General features: G+C 64.6%; 17 protein-coding genes. 7 read left to right on the top strand and 10 right to left on the bottom strand.

From position 1 onward, the window contains the following. Window positions 1–728 precede the first annotated feature (728 nt). Window positions 729–1880: a hypothetical protein gene (locus tag ACTGJ9_RS18430; RefSeq protein ID WP_456678201.1), complete on the top strand. Its 1152-nt coding sequence runs from the start codon at window positions 729–731 to the stop codon at window positions 1878–1880. A gap of 758 nt (window positions 1881–2638) precedes the next feature. Continuing rightward, window positions 2639–3244, top strand: coding sequence for a hypothetical protein (locus ACTGJ9_RS18425; protein ID WP_456678200.1), 606 nt, complete (start codon window positions 2639–2641; stop codon window positions 3242–3244). Between the two features lie 240 nt (window positions 3245–3484). Here the strand turns inward: ACTGJ9_RS18425 and ACTGJ9_RS18420 are convergent, their stop codons facing one another. From ACTGJ9_RS18420 to ACTGJ9_RS18395, 6 genes are all read right to left on the bottom strand, one after another. Continuing rightward, window positions 3485–3847, bottom strand: a complete 363-nt coding sequence (locus tag ACTGJ9_RS18420; protein WP_456678199.1) for a hypothetical protein — start codon at window positions 3845–3847, stop codon at window positions 3485–3487. After that, window positions 3826–4077 (bottom strand): hypothetical protein, encoded by a 252-nt coding sequence (locus ACTGJ9_RS18415; RefSeq protein WP_456678198.1) that lies wholly within the window; start codon window positions 4075–4077, stop codon window positions 3826–3828. The genes ACTGJ9_RS18420 and ACTGJ9_RS18415 overlap by 22 nt, the downstream gene beginning before the upstream one ends. Before the next feature lie 86 nt (window positions 4078–4163). After that, complete coding sequence (locus tag ACTGJ9_RS18410; RefSeq protein WP_456678197.1) at window positions 4164–4574, bottom strand: hypothetical protein; 411 nt, start codon at window positions 4572–4574, stop codon at window positions 4164–4166. Window positions 4575–4594: 20 nt separating this feature from the next. Continuing rightward, window positions 4595–5101: a hypothetical protein gene (locus ACTGJ9_RS18405; protein ID WP_456678196.1), complete on the bottom strand. Its 507-nt coding sequence runs from the start codon at window positions 5099–5101 to the stop codon at window positions 4595–4597. A gap of 26 nt (window positions 5102–5127) precedes the next feature. Beyond that, window positions 5128–5475, bottom strand: coding sequence for a hypothetical protein (locus tag ACTGJ9_RS18400; RefSeq protein WP_456678195.1), 348 nt, complete (start codon window positions 5473–5475; stop codon window positions 5128–5130). A 729-nt stretch (window positions 5476–6204) separates the two neighbouring features. After that, entirely contained in the window at window positions 6205–6717 is a 513-nt protein-coding gene (locus ACTGJ9_RS18395) for a hypothetical protein (RefSeq protein ID WP_456678194.1), read from the bottom strand. A 196-nt stretch (window positions 6718–6913) separates the two neighbouring features. Here ACTGJ9_RS18395 and ACTGJ9_RS18390 point away from each other — a divergent pair, with 196 nt between their 5' ends. The 4 genes from ACTGJ9_RS18390 (at window position 6914) to ACTGJ9_RS18375 (ending at window position 10573) form a co-directional block, all read left to right on the top strand. Continuing rightward, window positions 6914–8266 carry an AAA family ATPase gene (locus ACTGJ9_RS18390; RefSeq protein ID WP_456678193.1) on the top strand — a complete coding sequence of 451 codons (1353 nt, stop codon included), beginning with the start codon at window positions 6914–6916 and terminating at the stop codon, window positions 8264–8266. Then, window positions 8266–8595, top strand: a complete 330-nt coding sequence (locus ACTGJ9_RS18385; RefSeq protein WP_456678192.1) for a hypothetical protein — start codon at window positions 8266–8268, stop codon at window positions 8593–8595. Before ACTGJ9_RS18390 ends, ACTGJ9_RS18385 begins: the two co-directional genes overlap by 1 nt. 170 nt (window positions 8596–8765) lie before the next feature. After that, window positions 8766–8954 (top strand): hypothetical protein, encoded by a 189-nt coding sequence (locus ACTGJ9_RS18380; RefSeq protein ID WP_456678191.1) that lies wholly within the window; start codon window positions 8766–8768, stop codon window positions 8952–8954. Between the two features lie 1382 nt (window positions 8955–10336). After that, on the top strand, window positions 10337–10573 hold the full coding sequence (locus ACTGJ9_RS18375; protein WP_456678190.1) for a hypothetical protein: 237 nt from the start codon (window positions 10337–10339) through the stop codon (window positions 10571–10573). On the opposite strand, the gene ACTGJ9_RS18370 is transcribed toward ACTGJ9_RS18375, so the two are convergent. Next, a complete protein-coding gene (locus tag ACTGJ9_RS18370) occupies window positions 10561–10815 on the bottom strand; it encodes a hypothetical protein (protein ID WP_456678189.1) in 255 nt (84 codons plus the stop codon). The genes ACTGJ9_RS18375 and ACTGJ9_RS18370 overlap by 13 nt on opposite strands. Window positions 10816–10937: 122 nt before the next feature. On the opposite strand from ACTGJ9_RS18370, the gene ACTGJ9_RS18365 reads away from it, so the two are divergent. Further along, the gene (locus tag ACTGJ9_RS18365) at window positions 10938–12221 is read left to right on the top strand and encodes an IS256 family transposase (protein ID WP_456678188.1); all 1284 of its coding nucleotides are present in this window, start codon (window positions 10938–10940) and stop codon (window positions 12219–12221) included. 13 nt (window positions 12222–12234) lie between these two features. On the opposite strand, the gene ACTGJ9_RS18360 is transcribed toward ACTGJ9_RS18365, so the two are convergent. From ACTGJ9_RS18360 to ACTGJ9_RS18350, 3 genes are all read right to left on the bottom strand, one after another. Then, window positions 12235–12435 (bottom strand): hypothetical protein, encoded by a 201-nt coding sequence (locus ACTGJ9_RS18360; RefSeq protein WP_456678187.1) that lies wholly within the window; start codon window positions 12433–12435, stop codon window positions 12235–12237. 149 nt (window positions 12436–12584) lie between these two features. After that, window positions 12585–13190 (bottom strand): hypothetical protein, encoded by a 606-nt coding sequence (locus ACTGJ9_RS18355; RefSeq protein ID WP_456678186.1) that lies wholly within the window; start codon window positions 13188–13190, stop codon window positions 12585–12587. 5 nt (window positions 13191–13195) lie between these two features. Further along, window positions 13196–13351, bottom strand: a complete 156-nt coding sequence (locus ACTGJ9_RS18350) for a hypothetical protein (RefSeq protein ID WP_456678185.1) — start codon at window positions 13349–13351, stop codon at window positions 13196–13198. Window positions 13352–14286 lie beyond the last annotated feature (935 nt).

The raw sequence follows: 14286 nt of genomic DNA, 5'->3' as shown, positions 1-14286 counted from the left end.
CCGGCATTCGGAAGTTCTACCGCAGGTCATTTCTCCCTGGCGGCAGGCGCCTGCTGAGGGTCGAGTACGGCGGCCTGCGGGCCGCACGTCGATGCCGCCAACGACAGGCTCTCCGACATCGAGGATCGCATCCTCGGTGACATGCGCCTGAAGATCGTTGAACGCGAGATGAATCTGATCGCACTCCGAGACGCTGCCGAGACGCTCAGGCTCGCGTCGAGAATCGCAGGTTCGAAATCCGGCAGGCCAAGCGCGAGAAGCACCTCGCGGAGTGCGACGCAATCATCACGGGCATGCTCGACCTGACCGAGCGCAATAACCGACTGGATGCAACGCCTTGCTGATCAAAGGATTCACGCCCCGCCCCCAACCGAAGCCCGCCGAGCCGGCGCCGGCGCCCGTGGTCACGGCGCCGTCCACGTCGGCACTCCCTCGGCCGAAGGCTCCGCCGATGCGGACTCCCGAGGAGAGCGCTGCGTGGGCCCTCGATCGCCCAAAGATGATCGCGGAGATGTGGCAGCGCATCGCGGACGGCCCTCGGCAACGCGATGAATGGGCTCGGCAGAATCTCCTCCGCCGCGACCGTTGCCGGCGCCTCCAGAGGTGCTCGCTATTCTGGTGCTCGGTCGGCGAAAGCGCACGCGGCGGAGACCGCGCGGCGCCTGACAGAGTCGGCGCAGCGGGATCTTCGTCCGACAACGCCCTCGGTCGGCACCGTCGCTCAGCCGATGGCGGATCCTGCCGTCGATGACGAGGATACGCACGACGAAGATGGACGATTGTTGATCCGGCGGCCGGTGCAACCGGGTCCGCGCCCGGCGCCGACTGCATTGACGCCGGAGATCGAGGCGGGGGCAGCGAAGCCGATCCCCCAGGCCGCCGGGCTGATCAGTCCGAACGTGAGTCCGCGTCGGCCGACGATGCCGTCGAAGCCGGCAGCATTTGAAGAGCCGAGCATGAACACAACGGACTACACGATGGACCCGCGCAATGCGGTAGCCGTCGGGTACCTGCGGTCGAGGCCGATGCAGATTGGCACCGCAGGATTCGTCATTTCCATCGCCATGCACCTCGAAAACACCGGCGCGCTCTCGAAGGCACAGCGAGACTTCCTGGAAGGCATCGCGGCCAGTCGAAATGGAAGATGCCTGACCCGCTGCCGCCGACGATCGACGACTGCGGCGAGCGTGTTCGCCTACTTCACTCCGGGCTGCCACCCAGCCGGGGATTTCATGACCGCGCTGGGCGAGCGCTACAAGCCGCTTGGCAAACGCGGCATCCGCTGTGTCCACGACCCAATTTACATGTCGCTCCTGGACCCAGCCAACGTCCACAACGGCACGCCGCACTGCTCGCTCACATCGTGCGGCGTTTACCACTCACCGGAACGGGCGCGCGTTCCGGGTCAGCCGCACCCGCGCCACGCCGAATCCGCCGAGACTCTCAACGACGTTGTCTCTCCCTCCTCCTCGACGCCGGACTCGCTCTACGCATTCCGCTCGGTCAGGGTCGGCAGCACGTGGTGGTGTTCGGCAAGCGCGGTTTGCGCGAAACCGCCGATGTCCCAGCCTGACATCCCTCGCCTGACGTCAGCGCCGTTGCATCTGCTGGTCTCCATCGCGCGTGGAGCGGTGCTCCGCCGCTACGACCGCAACTCCTCGTTCTGTCTGATCCGGCCGCCAGGTGCATCCGACGAATTCGAGATCCTACGAAAGCGTTCATGCGCGAGCCCCGCGCACGTTGATCCGGCTCGGGTTCGTCGAGCCCATCGACCGGTTCGACTGGCGCGCGTCTGCCGCTGGGTTCGCCTGGCTGGCGGCGAGCGGAATTGCGGCGAAATCAGACAAACCCAAAAATCAATAGTGACGCTACCTGGGTAGTAAAAATCAATAGTGACGCTACCTGGGTAGTAACGGGGGGTGTCGAGGTTTGAGCCATCACCGGTGACGGCGTCACGCGTGACGCAGCCGAGCGATCGCACGGTAAGATACGGCAAGATACCGTAAGTTACTGTGTGATAATGTTGCATCGCTGCCTGAGGTCGATGATGGATGGGAAGCTAATTTAAGGGTGAGTTCCCTGCCCGGCAGCCGGCGCAGCGTTCGCTGCCGAACCGCCGCGCTACGCCCGGTGAGGAGACCCCGGCCGCCGGCGCGCAAAATCCATGACGCCGCCAGAAAAGGCCTTAGGAAATCGGCTTCAGAAGGCGACGGCCTGAGCAATCCGCTGTTCGAGGACGACGAAGTTCGGGCTTCACCTGCATCCGGTCATCGAGCCTTGGCGACCTCGGCGTCAGGCCTCGCCCGGTCCGGAAGTGTTTCTCGGACTTCGCGACTCCATAGTGGACGCGCTCTTGCGCAGGATGAACGGCGAGGGCCGGTTGACGTACTTCCAGCGCTCCGAGCGACCGAGCGCTTGTTGTTCAGGCCATGGCCTTGACGGACCGGCCGCAAGCGGCCTCTGGCGGAGGCGATGGCACGGGATTCCGGTTGATTTGGTTCGGATCAAACTGCGGCATGGCCGGCCTCCAGCTGCTTCGCCTTGGCCAGGAGCGTGCGCACCTTATCGCGGCATCCGCGCTCGGAGGCAGCGCCTGCGGCGCTGAGGCGGTCGACGACGGCCTGCACGAACGCCAGGAATGTCGATCGAGAACTGGCCGTCGTGGTGGAGTTCGAAGGACGTGCTCACGCAGCGCCGCGTCGAACGCGGCGACGGCGGGCTCTCCACGCTCGGCCTGTGGGCGCGGCAGCGGCGCTGGCGTTCGGCGGCGGTTATGGCGATGACTCGCCCTCGTGGCCGGCCGGATCGAGCAGCTTGTTGCGCAGGCGGCGCATTGTGGACTTCGCTTCGTCGATCGAGAATCCGTTCCTCCGAGGTAGTGAAGCGCGGCCTGGACCAGCTGCCGGTCGTCTACGGTCAGGTCCGACCGACGGCTCGTCGTCGCCAACGCCATGACCATGGCCATGCCGATCTGTTCTGCCGTCGGCGCCTTGCGCGAGTCCATGGCGCTGCGCCAGCGCGCCGTCCGCATGCGGCCTTGGGCTCTCCGGACCTCCGGTGGCACACGGCGACGCACCTTCACGAACGATGCGTCCGCGCGATCCGGATCACGGAAAAAATGCGTGCCGCGCACGGAGTCCATCTCACGGATCCGGTCGACGTCTTCGTCTCTCAACTTTTGGCTCATCTGCTGGTTTGCCTCTCGTCAGTGCCGGTGACCCGCCATCCTGATCCAGGATTCTAGAGGAGGCGTCGGCAAAGCCCAAGACAACAGACGCTGCGGCCGGAGGCTTTGCCCTCGACGGCGCCGCGCGCGTTGCGATCGAGCCAACGAGCCTGCGGCGCTCGAATGATGAGGTGTGTCCGGCGTTGCTGTTGGTCGGCTCCACGCGACGATGTCGTCGATCTCCTCAGCATGCCTGGACAATGCGACTGTCCCAAGGTCGCTGTTGCTGCACGACCGAGACCCGAAGGTCTGTGGCCGTCAGGCCGGCAGCGCCTCCGGCCATGCGTCGATGTCATCGATGATCGATTGTCGGTATTTATCGTGGGCCGGCCGGCCCTTCGAGCGGAGGCGTTCTTGCTTCCGGATTCCCAGCTTGGAGCGGTACACCCGGACCCCGGGTCGGCAGAAATTGAGGAGCACCGCGCCGATCGGCGGGGTGCCGGAGGCCGTATTCCGGGGCCGGAGCGCGTTGACGAGGGGCAGGATGGTCCCCGGGATGATGGTTTCGAGGGTCAGCGTCTCGACAGGTGGGCTTCCGGCCCGCCCGTTGGTCTCGTCGGCGGGCTGATCGGGCTGCTCCTCCCTGCGGCCTGTTCCAGTTACCCCCGTACATCGGAGCATTTTGCATCCGCGGTCGCAGGGGTCGTGACGGCCTCGTTTTCGGGCGCGGCAACGGTCGGCGGAGCGTCGAGCACGACCGCAACGATCGCATTCGCCGCGTTCAGGGCGACGGCGGCGTCCCAGTGGGTGCCCACGGTGCGGATATCCATGCCGGTCAGCGTCTTGACGGACTTTCGGTCCGGCACCGCAGTCTTGGAGATCTCGAGCATGGCGTCGGCGATCCGGCGCACGCTACGCTGGACCTGCGTGCGATTGCAGTAGACCCGGCCGGCGACCTGGGCGGCGCGGATCTCCAGCTTCTTGAGTTCGGCAGGGGTCAGGTCGGCGGGCGCGTTCGCGCGGACCTCGGCGACCTTCTCGGCGACCTCAGCCTCGGCGGCGCGCAGGTCATACCCCGGCTCGAAGCGCGGGGACCCTTGCCATAGGATTCGGCGGCCTTCTTTGCCGCGACGCGGATGCTGTTCTCGGCGGCATCGCGGGCGGAGGCGCATAGTTGACCGAGCTGGTCGGCCATGCAACGGTCTTCACGCACGGCCTCGGCGATCTGCTCGCCCAGGATCCGGCGGTCGAGATCGGCGTCGACGCGGAGTTGCTTCGTGCTCTCCCACAGCATGCAAAGCTCGATGCCGCGCTTCCACGCCAGCGAATAGATGAGGCCGGACTGCGTTTTCGAGATGCCAGCGGCTTCCATGTGCGCGACGCTCTGCTGCCGCATCGTGACGGCCAAATTCGCCTTCAGGTCGACGTTCAGGATCTTGCAGAGCTCGGAGAGGTCATAGAGGGGCGCGTCTCGACTTCGATGCTCACGACGCGCGGCGAGGTCGGCTGCTTGCAGTCGCCGATGTTCGCCAGACCGCCGATGTCGCCACCGGCATCGATCGTCAGAGCGGCCGCGACGGCCTCGAGCATGGCCATCCCAGTCGGCTCGTCGTACCAAACGCCGCTCCCCGCAGGCAGGAAGTACATCCAGTGCGGCTTGGTCACGCGCTCCGGAAACTCGTCGTCGCGGACGTAGTTGACCTTCTGAGGCCTGACCTTGAGCGTGTTCAGGTAGGCATTGCACTCATCCCAGGACTCGAAGACGTAGTCCTTGTCCACGCGGATGATCTCGCGGCAGTCGGTGCGCGTGTTGCCGTGGATCTGGTCGAGAGACACCCATTTCGCCTGGTGGACGTGGCGGCGGTCGTTGTTGTCGCCGGTCCAGTGGCGGGTGTCGTTTTGCAGGATGTACAGCGCGCCCTTGATGCGGCTCACGGTCTCATTGACGAGATCGTCGGCGGCTATCTCCTCGGAGTTCTGCCGATCCCGTCCAGGTACGCGATGCGCTGGAGAACCTTGTCCTTGGAGATAACCTTCCGCCGCTTGCCGGGCGCCTTCGGGGTCGCCGCGAGGTAACGCTGGTCCAGGACGCTCGTCTCCGAACGCTTGCCCTTCTCGACGAACGCGTTCTGCCAGCAGCTGCCGCCATTTTCCTGTGTCGACGATCCGCCGACATAGCCGGGCTGGCCGACGAAGCCGCGCCCGCCGGGGTCGAAGCGGTCGCTGGCGCTCTGATGGCGGGTGACGACGACCCCGTCCGCCTCGCGGCGCTCGATGATGTGGGACTGGTCGCGCGGCTCGTCGGCCATGCGGCGTAGATACTCCTTCGGTTGGTATCCGCCCGGACGAGCTGGCGCTGCCGCGGGCTGTAGTGCTTCTCCGCGGGCTTAAGATTCTTCGTTTTGACGGTCCCGGAGGCTAAAGCGTCGTAGGCGATCCGGAGATCGCGCTCACAGGCGGTCTCAGCCTGCCGCTTCGCCAGTTCGCGTTCCTGGTCCGGCGTCCGGTCGTTCAGGCCGCGCAGCCGATCGGTCTCGGCCTGATCGCGCGCCAGCCAGAGGGCATCTTTACGCAAGCGCCTGGCCTGGCTGAGTTGGACCTCGGCACCGACGGCCAGCTGAGCATCGGAGATGCGCTCGAACCTCAAAGGATCCATATCGCCGATGTCGAGAAAACTGTTGGCTAAGTCCTCGATCCAGAGATCGTCCCGTACGCGGCGCTCGGCCGCCTTATCCCGTGCCTTCTCGAGTATCCGGACCTTCTGGCGTGCCTTCCAGTAGGACGCGCGCTCGGTCTCAGGCAGGGCCTCGAGCATGGCATGGTCGATGCGCGGCTCGACGACGCGCGTCGCCATCGGATGGGAAGCCCGGCGCGCAGATCCTTCGGTGCTGGTGCTCTGAGCTGGGTGCATGCGGTCGATCCGCCCCGGAGCATAGACCGTAAGTGTACAGGCGGCAAGGACGTGATTACCCACAAACGCTCGCTAGTGGGTAATCGCTGGGAACGGCGAGCAAAAAAACCCAACCTATTGATTCAACTCAGAACGACGTTCCAAGAGTTGTATCGTCACGGGTTCCGCAGGCGGCGCCGCGCCCATCGGCCGCGTTGCGCTCTCTCCTGGATGGCCTCCTCCTCGTCGGGCTCTCGAGCGGCATGCGACGGCGCGTCCCAGTACCCCGACCGGTCTTCCATGAGGTCGGAACGGGGCGGGTACCGATGACCAAGGTGTGCGCCTCGGTGAATTTCTGCCAGCGGGCAGCGAGCTGGAGCGGCTTATCGTAGAGCGCCAAAGGCGTCTCGGCCCCGTCGATTATCCGGCCGACGGCGTCCATTTTCGGGTTGCGGGGGTCGAGGCGCATGAAGCCGACCAGGATCTGCTCGACCAGGTGAGACCTGGACACGCCCTGCTCGTGCGCGCGCGCCGACAGCAACTCCATGATGTCCGGATGCATGCGCAGGGTCAGTCGATTGCCCTTCCCGTCCGCGGGGTCGTCCTTCTTCGGGACGGGTCTTGGAAATGAAGTCGGTTTCGGTTTCAAATCCTTAACCATGTCGGTAGCTCATCCTTGCTTCGTCACACCTGATGTGCCACTACGGTGTCTCTAGTGATGGCAACTTGGTGCACCATTGGCATACGCTCGTCCGAAGGATTCGTCCAGTCGCCCCGCCGCCGCTCGGGCCGAGTTGCTCCGCCTGATCGAAGAGGACCGGGCCGAGAGCGCGCCGGTGCCCGCGAAGGAGACGCCCATGACACATCCCGCATTCGCTACGCTGCGGCGGCCCACATGGGACGCAGCGTTCCGCGCTCTGCTCGAGCAGAGCCACCCGTCCATCGGCGCCGGGGCCGCCGACGACCTGCGTACGCTCGTCGGCGATCGCGCGCTGATCACCCAAGCGATCCCGGAGCTGATCGAGTCCCTCTACGCGAGGGGTACGGTCGCCGCGGGCGAGCTGGCGCTGGCCTGGTCGATGCTGAGGTGCAGCCCGAGCCGCCCGGCAAGCTTTCGAGGCATCCTGCCGCAGCTGCAGGCCGCGCTCGATTGCTCGGACATGGATTCCGACGACCACTCCGACCTACGCGACCGCCTCCGCATCTGGTGGCGGGCGGCGCGCGGGGATTTCGCCGACCGGCCGCAGCAGCTGTCCATGCACAGCCTCGCCGAGACCGAGTTGACCGAAATGCAGAAGCCACAGCTCGCGCACGCGCCGCCGCGATGGTTCTCGGCGCCCTACCCGGGCCCGACCTTGGTCGTCATGCCGAGGGCGAAGGCGACGAAGCTCGGTCCCAACACCAGAGCGTTCGAGTCCATCCTCGACAAGCCGCTGCCGCTGGCCGTCGCACGAAACCTCACCGAGGCGCAGCGCAAGCTAGGCTACCAGTTTCCGCACTGCTCAGCGGCGCTGAGCGCTCTGTTTCGCGACCTGCGCGAGGGCAAGCCCGCGCGCCTGCGGCCGACGATCCTCGTGGGACCGCCGGGCTGCTCCAAGAGTCGGCTCGTGCGCAAGTTCGCGGCGGCAATCGGGGTGCAGCATGTGCACCGAGTGGACGGCGGCGCATCCGGCGACAACCATTTCGGCGGCGTTTCAAAATCTTGGTCGACGACCGAGCCGAGCGTTCCGGCGCGCGCGGTGCTGGCGTCGCGCACGGGCAACCCGCTGATCTTGGTCGACGAGCTCGACAAGGGTTCGCCGCGTGGTGGGTTGAACGGTACACTATGGGAAGCTCTCGCGGGCCTCACCGAAGCAGAGACGGCGGCACGCTTTCGCGATCCCAGCCTCGATGCCGAGCTGGATCTTTCGGGATGCCTGTACCTTTGCACTGCCAACGACGTCAGCGCGCTGCCGGATTTCCTGCGCGATCGATTCAGGATCCTGAAGGTGCCGGCGCCGCGGCTCGTGGATTTGCCGCTGCTGGCCGGAAGCATCGTCGACGACATGCTGAAGGAAGATGAGTGGGGCGGGTTCGTGGCGCCGTTCGCCCCGGACGAGCTGCAGGTCATGGCGAAGGCCTGGGAAAAAGCGAAGTTCTCCATGCGCAAGCTGCAGAAGATCGTCCGAGCCACGCTTGAAGCCCGCGACGCACACGCAATGAGGCACTGATGTCGAACACAGGATTCAAGGAGACCCTCGCGCGGGACATGGCCGACTACACGTGGGACCGCGATCCCTCGCCGCGGCTGATGCTGCACGCGCCGACCATCGAGCAGTGGCAGAGCGAGGTGGAGGCGGTCGGCAATGAATTCAAAATGGTCGTGAGCGGCAAGGTGAAGGGACACCCGGACCCGGCCTTCCAGGACGGCGACGACATATGCACCGCCGCGGTGATCTGGTTCGACCGCAAGTGCCGCTGGATCCGGACGGCGCAGCGGGTCTACCGCCTGGGCGAGCACGCCGGCGACGAGATCGGGATCGACGCAGGGAACCTCTGATGCGGTCGCGCTGATCGGATTCGCCGTCATGGCGCTGCTCGCTGTCGTCGCCGGCGAGGCCCGCGACCTCCGGCCGCGCCGGCGTGTGGGCGATGCCGGGCGTTCGCGGATGCCGGCGCCGGTTCAATATGTGAGGCTACGCAGATGACGGACAAGTTCCTGATTTTGTCATGATGACTGAAGAAGTCGCCAAGTCGCCGGCTGTCAAATCCGCCATGCAGACGATGGCCAAGATGGAGACGGTCGAGCGGTCCGGGCCGAACGGCGTCGAGACTGTGCGGGTCGCAGATCTGACGGAATACGAGCGCGCACTGCTGCTCGGCATGCTCGTCAAGCACCACCGGGAGAGGGTGCAGTAGGTGCGATGGTGAAAGTTGTTCACTCGGACTGGCACGCAATCCTCTCCACGAACGGTGTCCCACCGGCTCGGCGAGCGTCTGCTCGTGGCCATGCCGACGACGACGAACCCGCACTGCATCGGCCAGATCCAGAGCGTGACGCCCCGCGCCGGCCGGCACATCCCGAGGTACGACCTGGCGATGAAAATCGAGAACGCCGACGATGCCGCCGCCAAAGCGGCGTTCGGTGGCGCTCGACTGCTACGCCGACCAGGCAAACGCGGAGCATTGGCACGCCGTCGACATCGAGCATTTCGTCTGGCGCGGATATGCGCGGAACCATTGGAATGACTAAGATTCCTGATTTTTGGGGAAGCTAATTCGGCTTAGGTATACATAGCTCACGCACTACAGGCTGCGGCGCGCTCGGAGCCCCAGCAGAGCTATCGCACCATATGATGCGGGTGAGATACGATGCGATCTGACTGGGGAAGAATATGAGACCTGGGCGCTCGAAAAAGAACGATTTGGGACCTAGGAGAAGAATTTGAGACCTTGCCTGACGACCGCAAGTCAGGCCCGCAACCGTCCTCCTCGTGACGCTCGGTCCGGTGCATGCAGCCGTCGGCGAGCAGCCGCAACGCGACGGGCTTCCACAGTGATCCGGGATCGTAGCGCGCCCGCGCCTCCTCGCGCGTCAACGAGACCGTCCGGAAGCACTTCATGCATTCGGACGCGAAGCTCAGGCGACTGAGCTCGGCGAGCGTGCGATTTGCGCGCGGCCGCGTCGTTTGCTGCGCGGGGACCCAGAACGGCTTTCCGGTTTCCTTGTCGTGGCTGACTCCTTCGCGCGCCGCCTCGGTGAATTGCTTGGCGAGCAAGTCCAGTGGGTCCTGCGGCTTAGGCAGCGGCCCTTAGGGTTAGCGCACGCCGCAACTTTCTTCATGTCGATTGTCTGGCTTCCGGTCTCATCCTTATAAGATCGGATGATGCGCTGCATATCTTTCGGTTTTGACATTCTGTCGCTCCGTTTAGTTGCCCTGTGGAGCGAGATTGCCCCATCCGACCGTGATCGCATTTGGGGTGACAACCAACCGGACGTTCGCAAGGTGATTTTGAAACAAGTGATATTTGTTAGTTCGGTGACGCAACTGAGCGCGATTAAACCTGGGTGTACTTTGATCATGCGAGAAAACGCTAGGATTCCTGGACTACGTCGCGGAGCGCGAGAAGCTCGGCAAGCCTTTATTCTAGGACCCGGCGCGCGCGCGGCGGCAAGCCGGCGAATCCCCAGTTCAAAAAAGACAGCCGCGCGTGTGGCGGACTAGGTCCGTGGGCTCGGGATCCGGAACGTTCAGCCCAATCATGCGTGGAGGCATTTGTTCAAATCGATGGCGCGCCACGTGAAGATGGATCGCGAAATTGAGGGCTTCATCAGCGGTCACCGTCCGAAGGACTCGAACGCCGTCCACGACTACGGCGACCGCTGGATCGCGACGATGTCCAGCGAGATTGAGAAATATCCGCGCATCGACATCCCGGCGCTACGTCAGGCGCCGAAGCTGCATCGGGTCCGGCGCCTTCACGCGGGCGGCGCGGGGCGGCAGCTTCGTCATCTTCGATCTGCTCACGTCAGGTGAACGATGCCAGCATCGTCAACCAGGTAGTCCGATACGAACTTCCCGGCTTTCCAACCGACGGTGTTGCGGCCGAAGTCGTAGACGTGCGGGCGATAGTTGACCTTGCCTTTGGCCGAGATGAGGACCTCGCATCCGCGACGGTTGTAGTGGTCGCGGACATCGTCAGCAGTCGCCTTGCGGGCGGAGGTCAGCTTCGCGCACTGCTCGCGGTGTTTCTCGGTCAACTCAGCGCCGAGCGCCATACCGGATTCGACGGAGTCGACCTGGAGCTATCGCCGAAAGTTGGTGACGGCGGGAATCGGGAAGGCGGCATATCGTGGGGGTGCTTGACGCCTCCACTTCTCCACCAAAGGAGCGATATGCCGTGCCCAACGATAACGTCACCAGACTGATTCAGCCAGGATTCTTCGACGATCAACTCACCGAAATCTTACGCAATGGAGCCCGTGCGCTGCTTGCCAAGGCGGTCGAGGCCGAGGTCGCGTACTTCCTCGACAAGCATGCCGATTTAAAGACCCAGGACGGTCAGCAGCGCGTCGTCCGCCACGGTCACCTGCCGGAACGCGAGGTGATGACCGGTATCGGTCCGGTCACCGTTCACCAGCCGCGTGTGCGCGACCGCACGGCCGCCGCCGGCGATCCCGGCCGCATCCGGTTCTCACCGTCGATCCTGCCGCCCTACATGCGCCGGTCGAAGTCGATCGAGACGCTGCTGCCGATCCTTTATCTGAAGGGTATCTCGACCGGCGATTTCTCCGAGGCGCTGGCGGCGCTGCTCGGCAAGGATGCTGCCGGGTTGTCGGCATCCGCCATCGGCCGCCTGAAGGACGGCTGGTTCGACGAGCACGCCGCGTGGCAGAAGCGCGATCTGTCGGCGAAACGCTACGTCTACATCTGGGCCGACGGCATCCATCTCGAAGCCCGCCTCGAGGACGAAAAGCAGTGCATCCTGGTGCTGATCGGCGCGACGCCGGAAGGCCGCAAGGAACTGGTCGGCTTCACCGATGGCGCCCGCGAGAGCGCGCACGACTGGCGCGATCTGCTGCTCGATCTGAAGCGGCGCGGGCTCGATGCTTCCCCGCGGCTCGTCATCGCCGATGGCGCACTCGGGTTCTGGAAGGCCGCCGGTGAGGTCTGGCCGAAAACGCGCGAGCAGCGCTGCCGGGTGCACAAGACCGCCAACGTACTTGCCAAGCTGCCGAAGAGCCAGCACCCGAAAGCCAAACGCGCGCTGCAGGAGATCTGGATGGCCGAAACCAAGGCCACAGCCGAGCTGGCGTTCGACGCCTTCATCGAGAGCTACACGCTGAAATACGAGAAGGCGGCCGACTGCCTGCGCAAAGATCGAGACACGCTGCTGGCTTTCTACGACTTCCCGGCCGAGCATTGGAAACACCTGCGCACGACCAACCCCATCGAAAGCACCTTCGCCACCGTGCGCCACCGCACGATCCGATCGAAGGGCTGTCTATCCAACAAGACCGCGCTCGCGATGGTCTTCAAACTGGTCGAGGGCGCCCAGAAAAATTGGCGTCGTCTCGATCGCCACAACCAGTTGCCAAAACTCGTTCTCGGTGTGACATTCAACAACGGGATCGAGGTCATCGCAAAGCCGACCGACCGTCAGCCCACAACCGAAGCCGCCTGACCGGCCCCGGCCGTCACCAAAATTTGGCGATAGCTCTGTCGACCTGCTTGAGGTGACCCTTCTGACAATTCATTTGTCCGTTGCTGGTCGGGATCCACTCGAGATAGAGCTTGTTGTCATGCGACAACGTCATGACTTCGTACATGCAGCCGCATTCCCTGCCGTCCAGGTCGGTGATGCCAAAAGACACTTTCCGCTCGCCCCACGTTGTCATCTAATCCTCCTCTCGACGCCGCACCGGCGACGCCCTCTGATGCCCCGAGCCCGGTAGCCTTGCGGCGCCGGGCATGAGGTCGATGTCGGCACGATCAGGCGGTGCCGGCGGCCGGGGTCAGGAGGAGCCGCAGCGCGCGGGCGCGGGCCTCAGGCGAGAAGCGAGAGTGCCGCATCGTCCTCCGGCGCGAGCGGCACGACGCACACCGGTTCGTCGAACAACGCCGTTGCGATCGGTCGCCAGGTGGACTGCCTGGGCAACGACAGGCCGAACTCCGTGAGGATCCTGTGCGCGCGAGCCCGCGCTGCCCAGGCCGAGCGCGCCCAACGCCTGCGCGGCTCCTCTGCATCGCCGCTACAGACCACCCACCGCGTATTGTCGGACCAGGCCGAGCCGCAGCACGGCCGCATGCTGCTGCCCTTTGCTATGGCGGCGACGTAGCTGTAGGCGGCCTTGGTCTGGACCCCGAGGGCCGCCTGGTACTTGGCGATGTCTTCGCGCCTGCCGCGGCCGGCACCGATCTCAGCGCAGATGTAAGCGCGCCAGACGATGTAGCCGGCCACGTCGCTGAGCGCGATGCGATAGCTACCTTCAGGCTCCGCCGGCCAGACCGCGATGATGGAGGCTGTTGCGGCGGCGCTGTTCTCACGCGACACGCGGCCCAAGCCCGCCAGCACCAGGCGATCGGTACCGTGCGCCGTCAGGCTTGCGACGAGCGCCGCCTTGATCTTTGCATCCACGGTGTAAATGATCATCGCTCTCAGCCTCTGACCACGAGTGCGATGCTATGGGTTTGGACGAGATTCGCGTCCCCGCGCCGCAGATCGAGCTGCAGGCCCGCGGGACGCTCGGCGTGAATGCCGCTCGAATAGGTCGGCGTATCGGACGCAGTAGGACCGGCGATCTTGATGTACATGGAAAGCTCCGTTCAGTTGGGATAGACCAAGGGTGATCGAGCCGTCGTGAAAATTACGACGACGCCTGCCGCCCAGGCACAGCAATGCCCGGGTTCGGAGCCGCTAAAAAAACGCGGAAATTGGCAGACCCGCGAGAACGCGGAAAGACCACCGCCAACAGACGGAGCCACGCCGGAAACCGACCGACGAGGCACAAATCTAGCCTCGCCCTTGGTTCCGAGCAAGTTCCGGGAATCCCCGCAAGACTGACTGTGTAGCTGTGATTGATCTCGCCGGCGACAAGACCCCTGCCCACCACGAGCACCGTCGACAGCACCGTATTCAACCGCGAAAATGCGCGGCGACTGTAGGATGCATGTGCCGGTGGTCGCGACGCTCCAAAGCAACCAATCGATGTTGCACGCGGCCTCGCAGACCTGGCCTGCGCCGCACCCTCTTGCCCCACATGAAGAGCGGCTCCCCGTCGGGAACGGAAGGCCGGCGGCCGTGGCGAGAGAGCAATCGCCAGGGGTAGATGCGCCCGTACCCGGGCGTATTCATTTGAAGCGGAAAGAGATCGATCCAGGCCGGCGGCGCTTCGGCAGATGCGTCTGTATCCGGGCGCATTCATTTTGAAACGGAGCGAGGTGGGTCCCGGCCGGCGGCGCTTCGGCAGATGCGTCCGCATCCGGACGCATTCAATTTGAAACGGAGCGAGGTGAATCCCGGCCGGCGGCGCTTCGGCAGATGCGTCCGCATCCGGACGCATTCATTTTGAAACGGAGCGAAGTGGGTCCCGGCCGGCGGCGCTTCGGCAGATGAGTCCGTACCCGAGAGCATTCATTTTGAAACGAAGCGAAGTGCAAGCCCGCCCGGCGGCGCTCCGGCAGATGCGTCCGACTCGAGGGAGTCGTTTCGAAACGGAGCAAGGATCAGATCCTCTCAGCTCGATCTA

This window comes from Bradyrhizobium sp. RDM12 (assembly GCF_051917485.1).
Lineage (GTDB): Bacteria > Pseudomonadota > Alphaproteobacteria > Rhizobiales > Xanthobacteraceae > Bradyrhizobium.
Note: the sequence above shows the minus strand (reverse complement) of the source record. Positions and strands in the feature narration are given on the sequence as shown.

Bases quoted from the DNA above. Each gene is read 5' to 3' on its own strand.
- ACTGJ9_RS18360 (WP_456678187.1), bottom strand. From the start codon at position 12,435: ATGACAACGTGGGGCGAGCGGAAAGTGTCTTTTGGCATCACCGACCTG.
- ACTGJ9_RS18420 (WP_456678199.1), bottom strand. From the start codon at position 3,847: ATGCTCCGATGTACGGGGGTAACTGGAACAGGCCGCAGGGAGGAGCAG.
- ACTGJ9_RS18350 (WP_456678185.1), bottom strand. From the start codon at position 13,351: ATGTACATCAAGATCGCCGGTCCTACTGCGTCCGATACGCCGACCTAT.
- ACTGJ9_RS18355 (WP_456678186.1), bottom strand. From the start codon at position 13,190: ATGATCATTTACACCGTGGATGCAAAGATCAAGGCGGCGCTCGTCGCA.
- ACTGJ9_RS18385 (WP_456678192.1), top strand. From the start codon at position 8,266: ATGTCGAACACAGGATTCAAGGAGACCCTCGCGCGGGACATGGCCGAC.
- ACTGJ9_RS18390 (WP_456678193.1), top strand. From the start codon at position 6,914: ATGACACATCCCGCATTCGCTACGCTGCGGCGGCCCACATGGGACGCA.
- ACTGJ9_RS18380 (WP_456678191.1), top strand. From the start codon at position 8,766: ATGATGACTGAAGAAGTCGCCAAGTCGCCGGCTGTCAAATCCGCCATG.
- ACTGJ9_RS18370 (WP_456678189.1), bottom strand. From the start codon at position 10,815: ATGGCGCTCGGCGCTGAGTTGACCGAGAAACACCGCGAGCAGTGCGCG.
- ACTGJ9_RS18400 (WP_456678195.1), bottom strand. From the start codon at position 5,475: ATGGCCGACGAGCCGCGCGACCAGTCCCACATCATCGAGCGCCGCGAG.
- ACTGJ9_RS18395 (WP_456678194.1), bottom strand. From the start codon at position 6,717: ATGGTTAAGGATTTGAAACCGAAACCGACTTCATTTCCAAGACCCGTC.
- ACTGJ9_RS18430 (WP_456678201.1), top strand. From the start codon at position 729: ATGGCGGATCCTGCCGTCGATGACGAGGATACGCACGACGAAGATGGA.
- ACTGJ9_RS18425 (WP_456678200.1), top strand. From the start codon at position 2,639: ATGTCGATCGAGAACTGGCCGTCGTGGTGGAGTTCGAAGGACGTGCTC.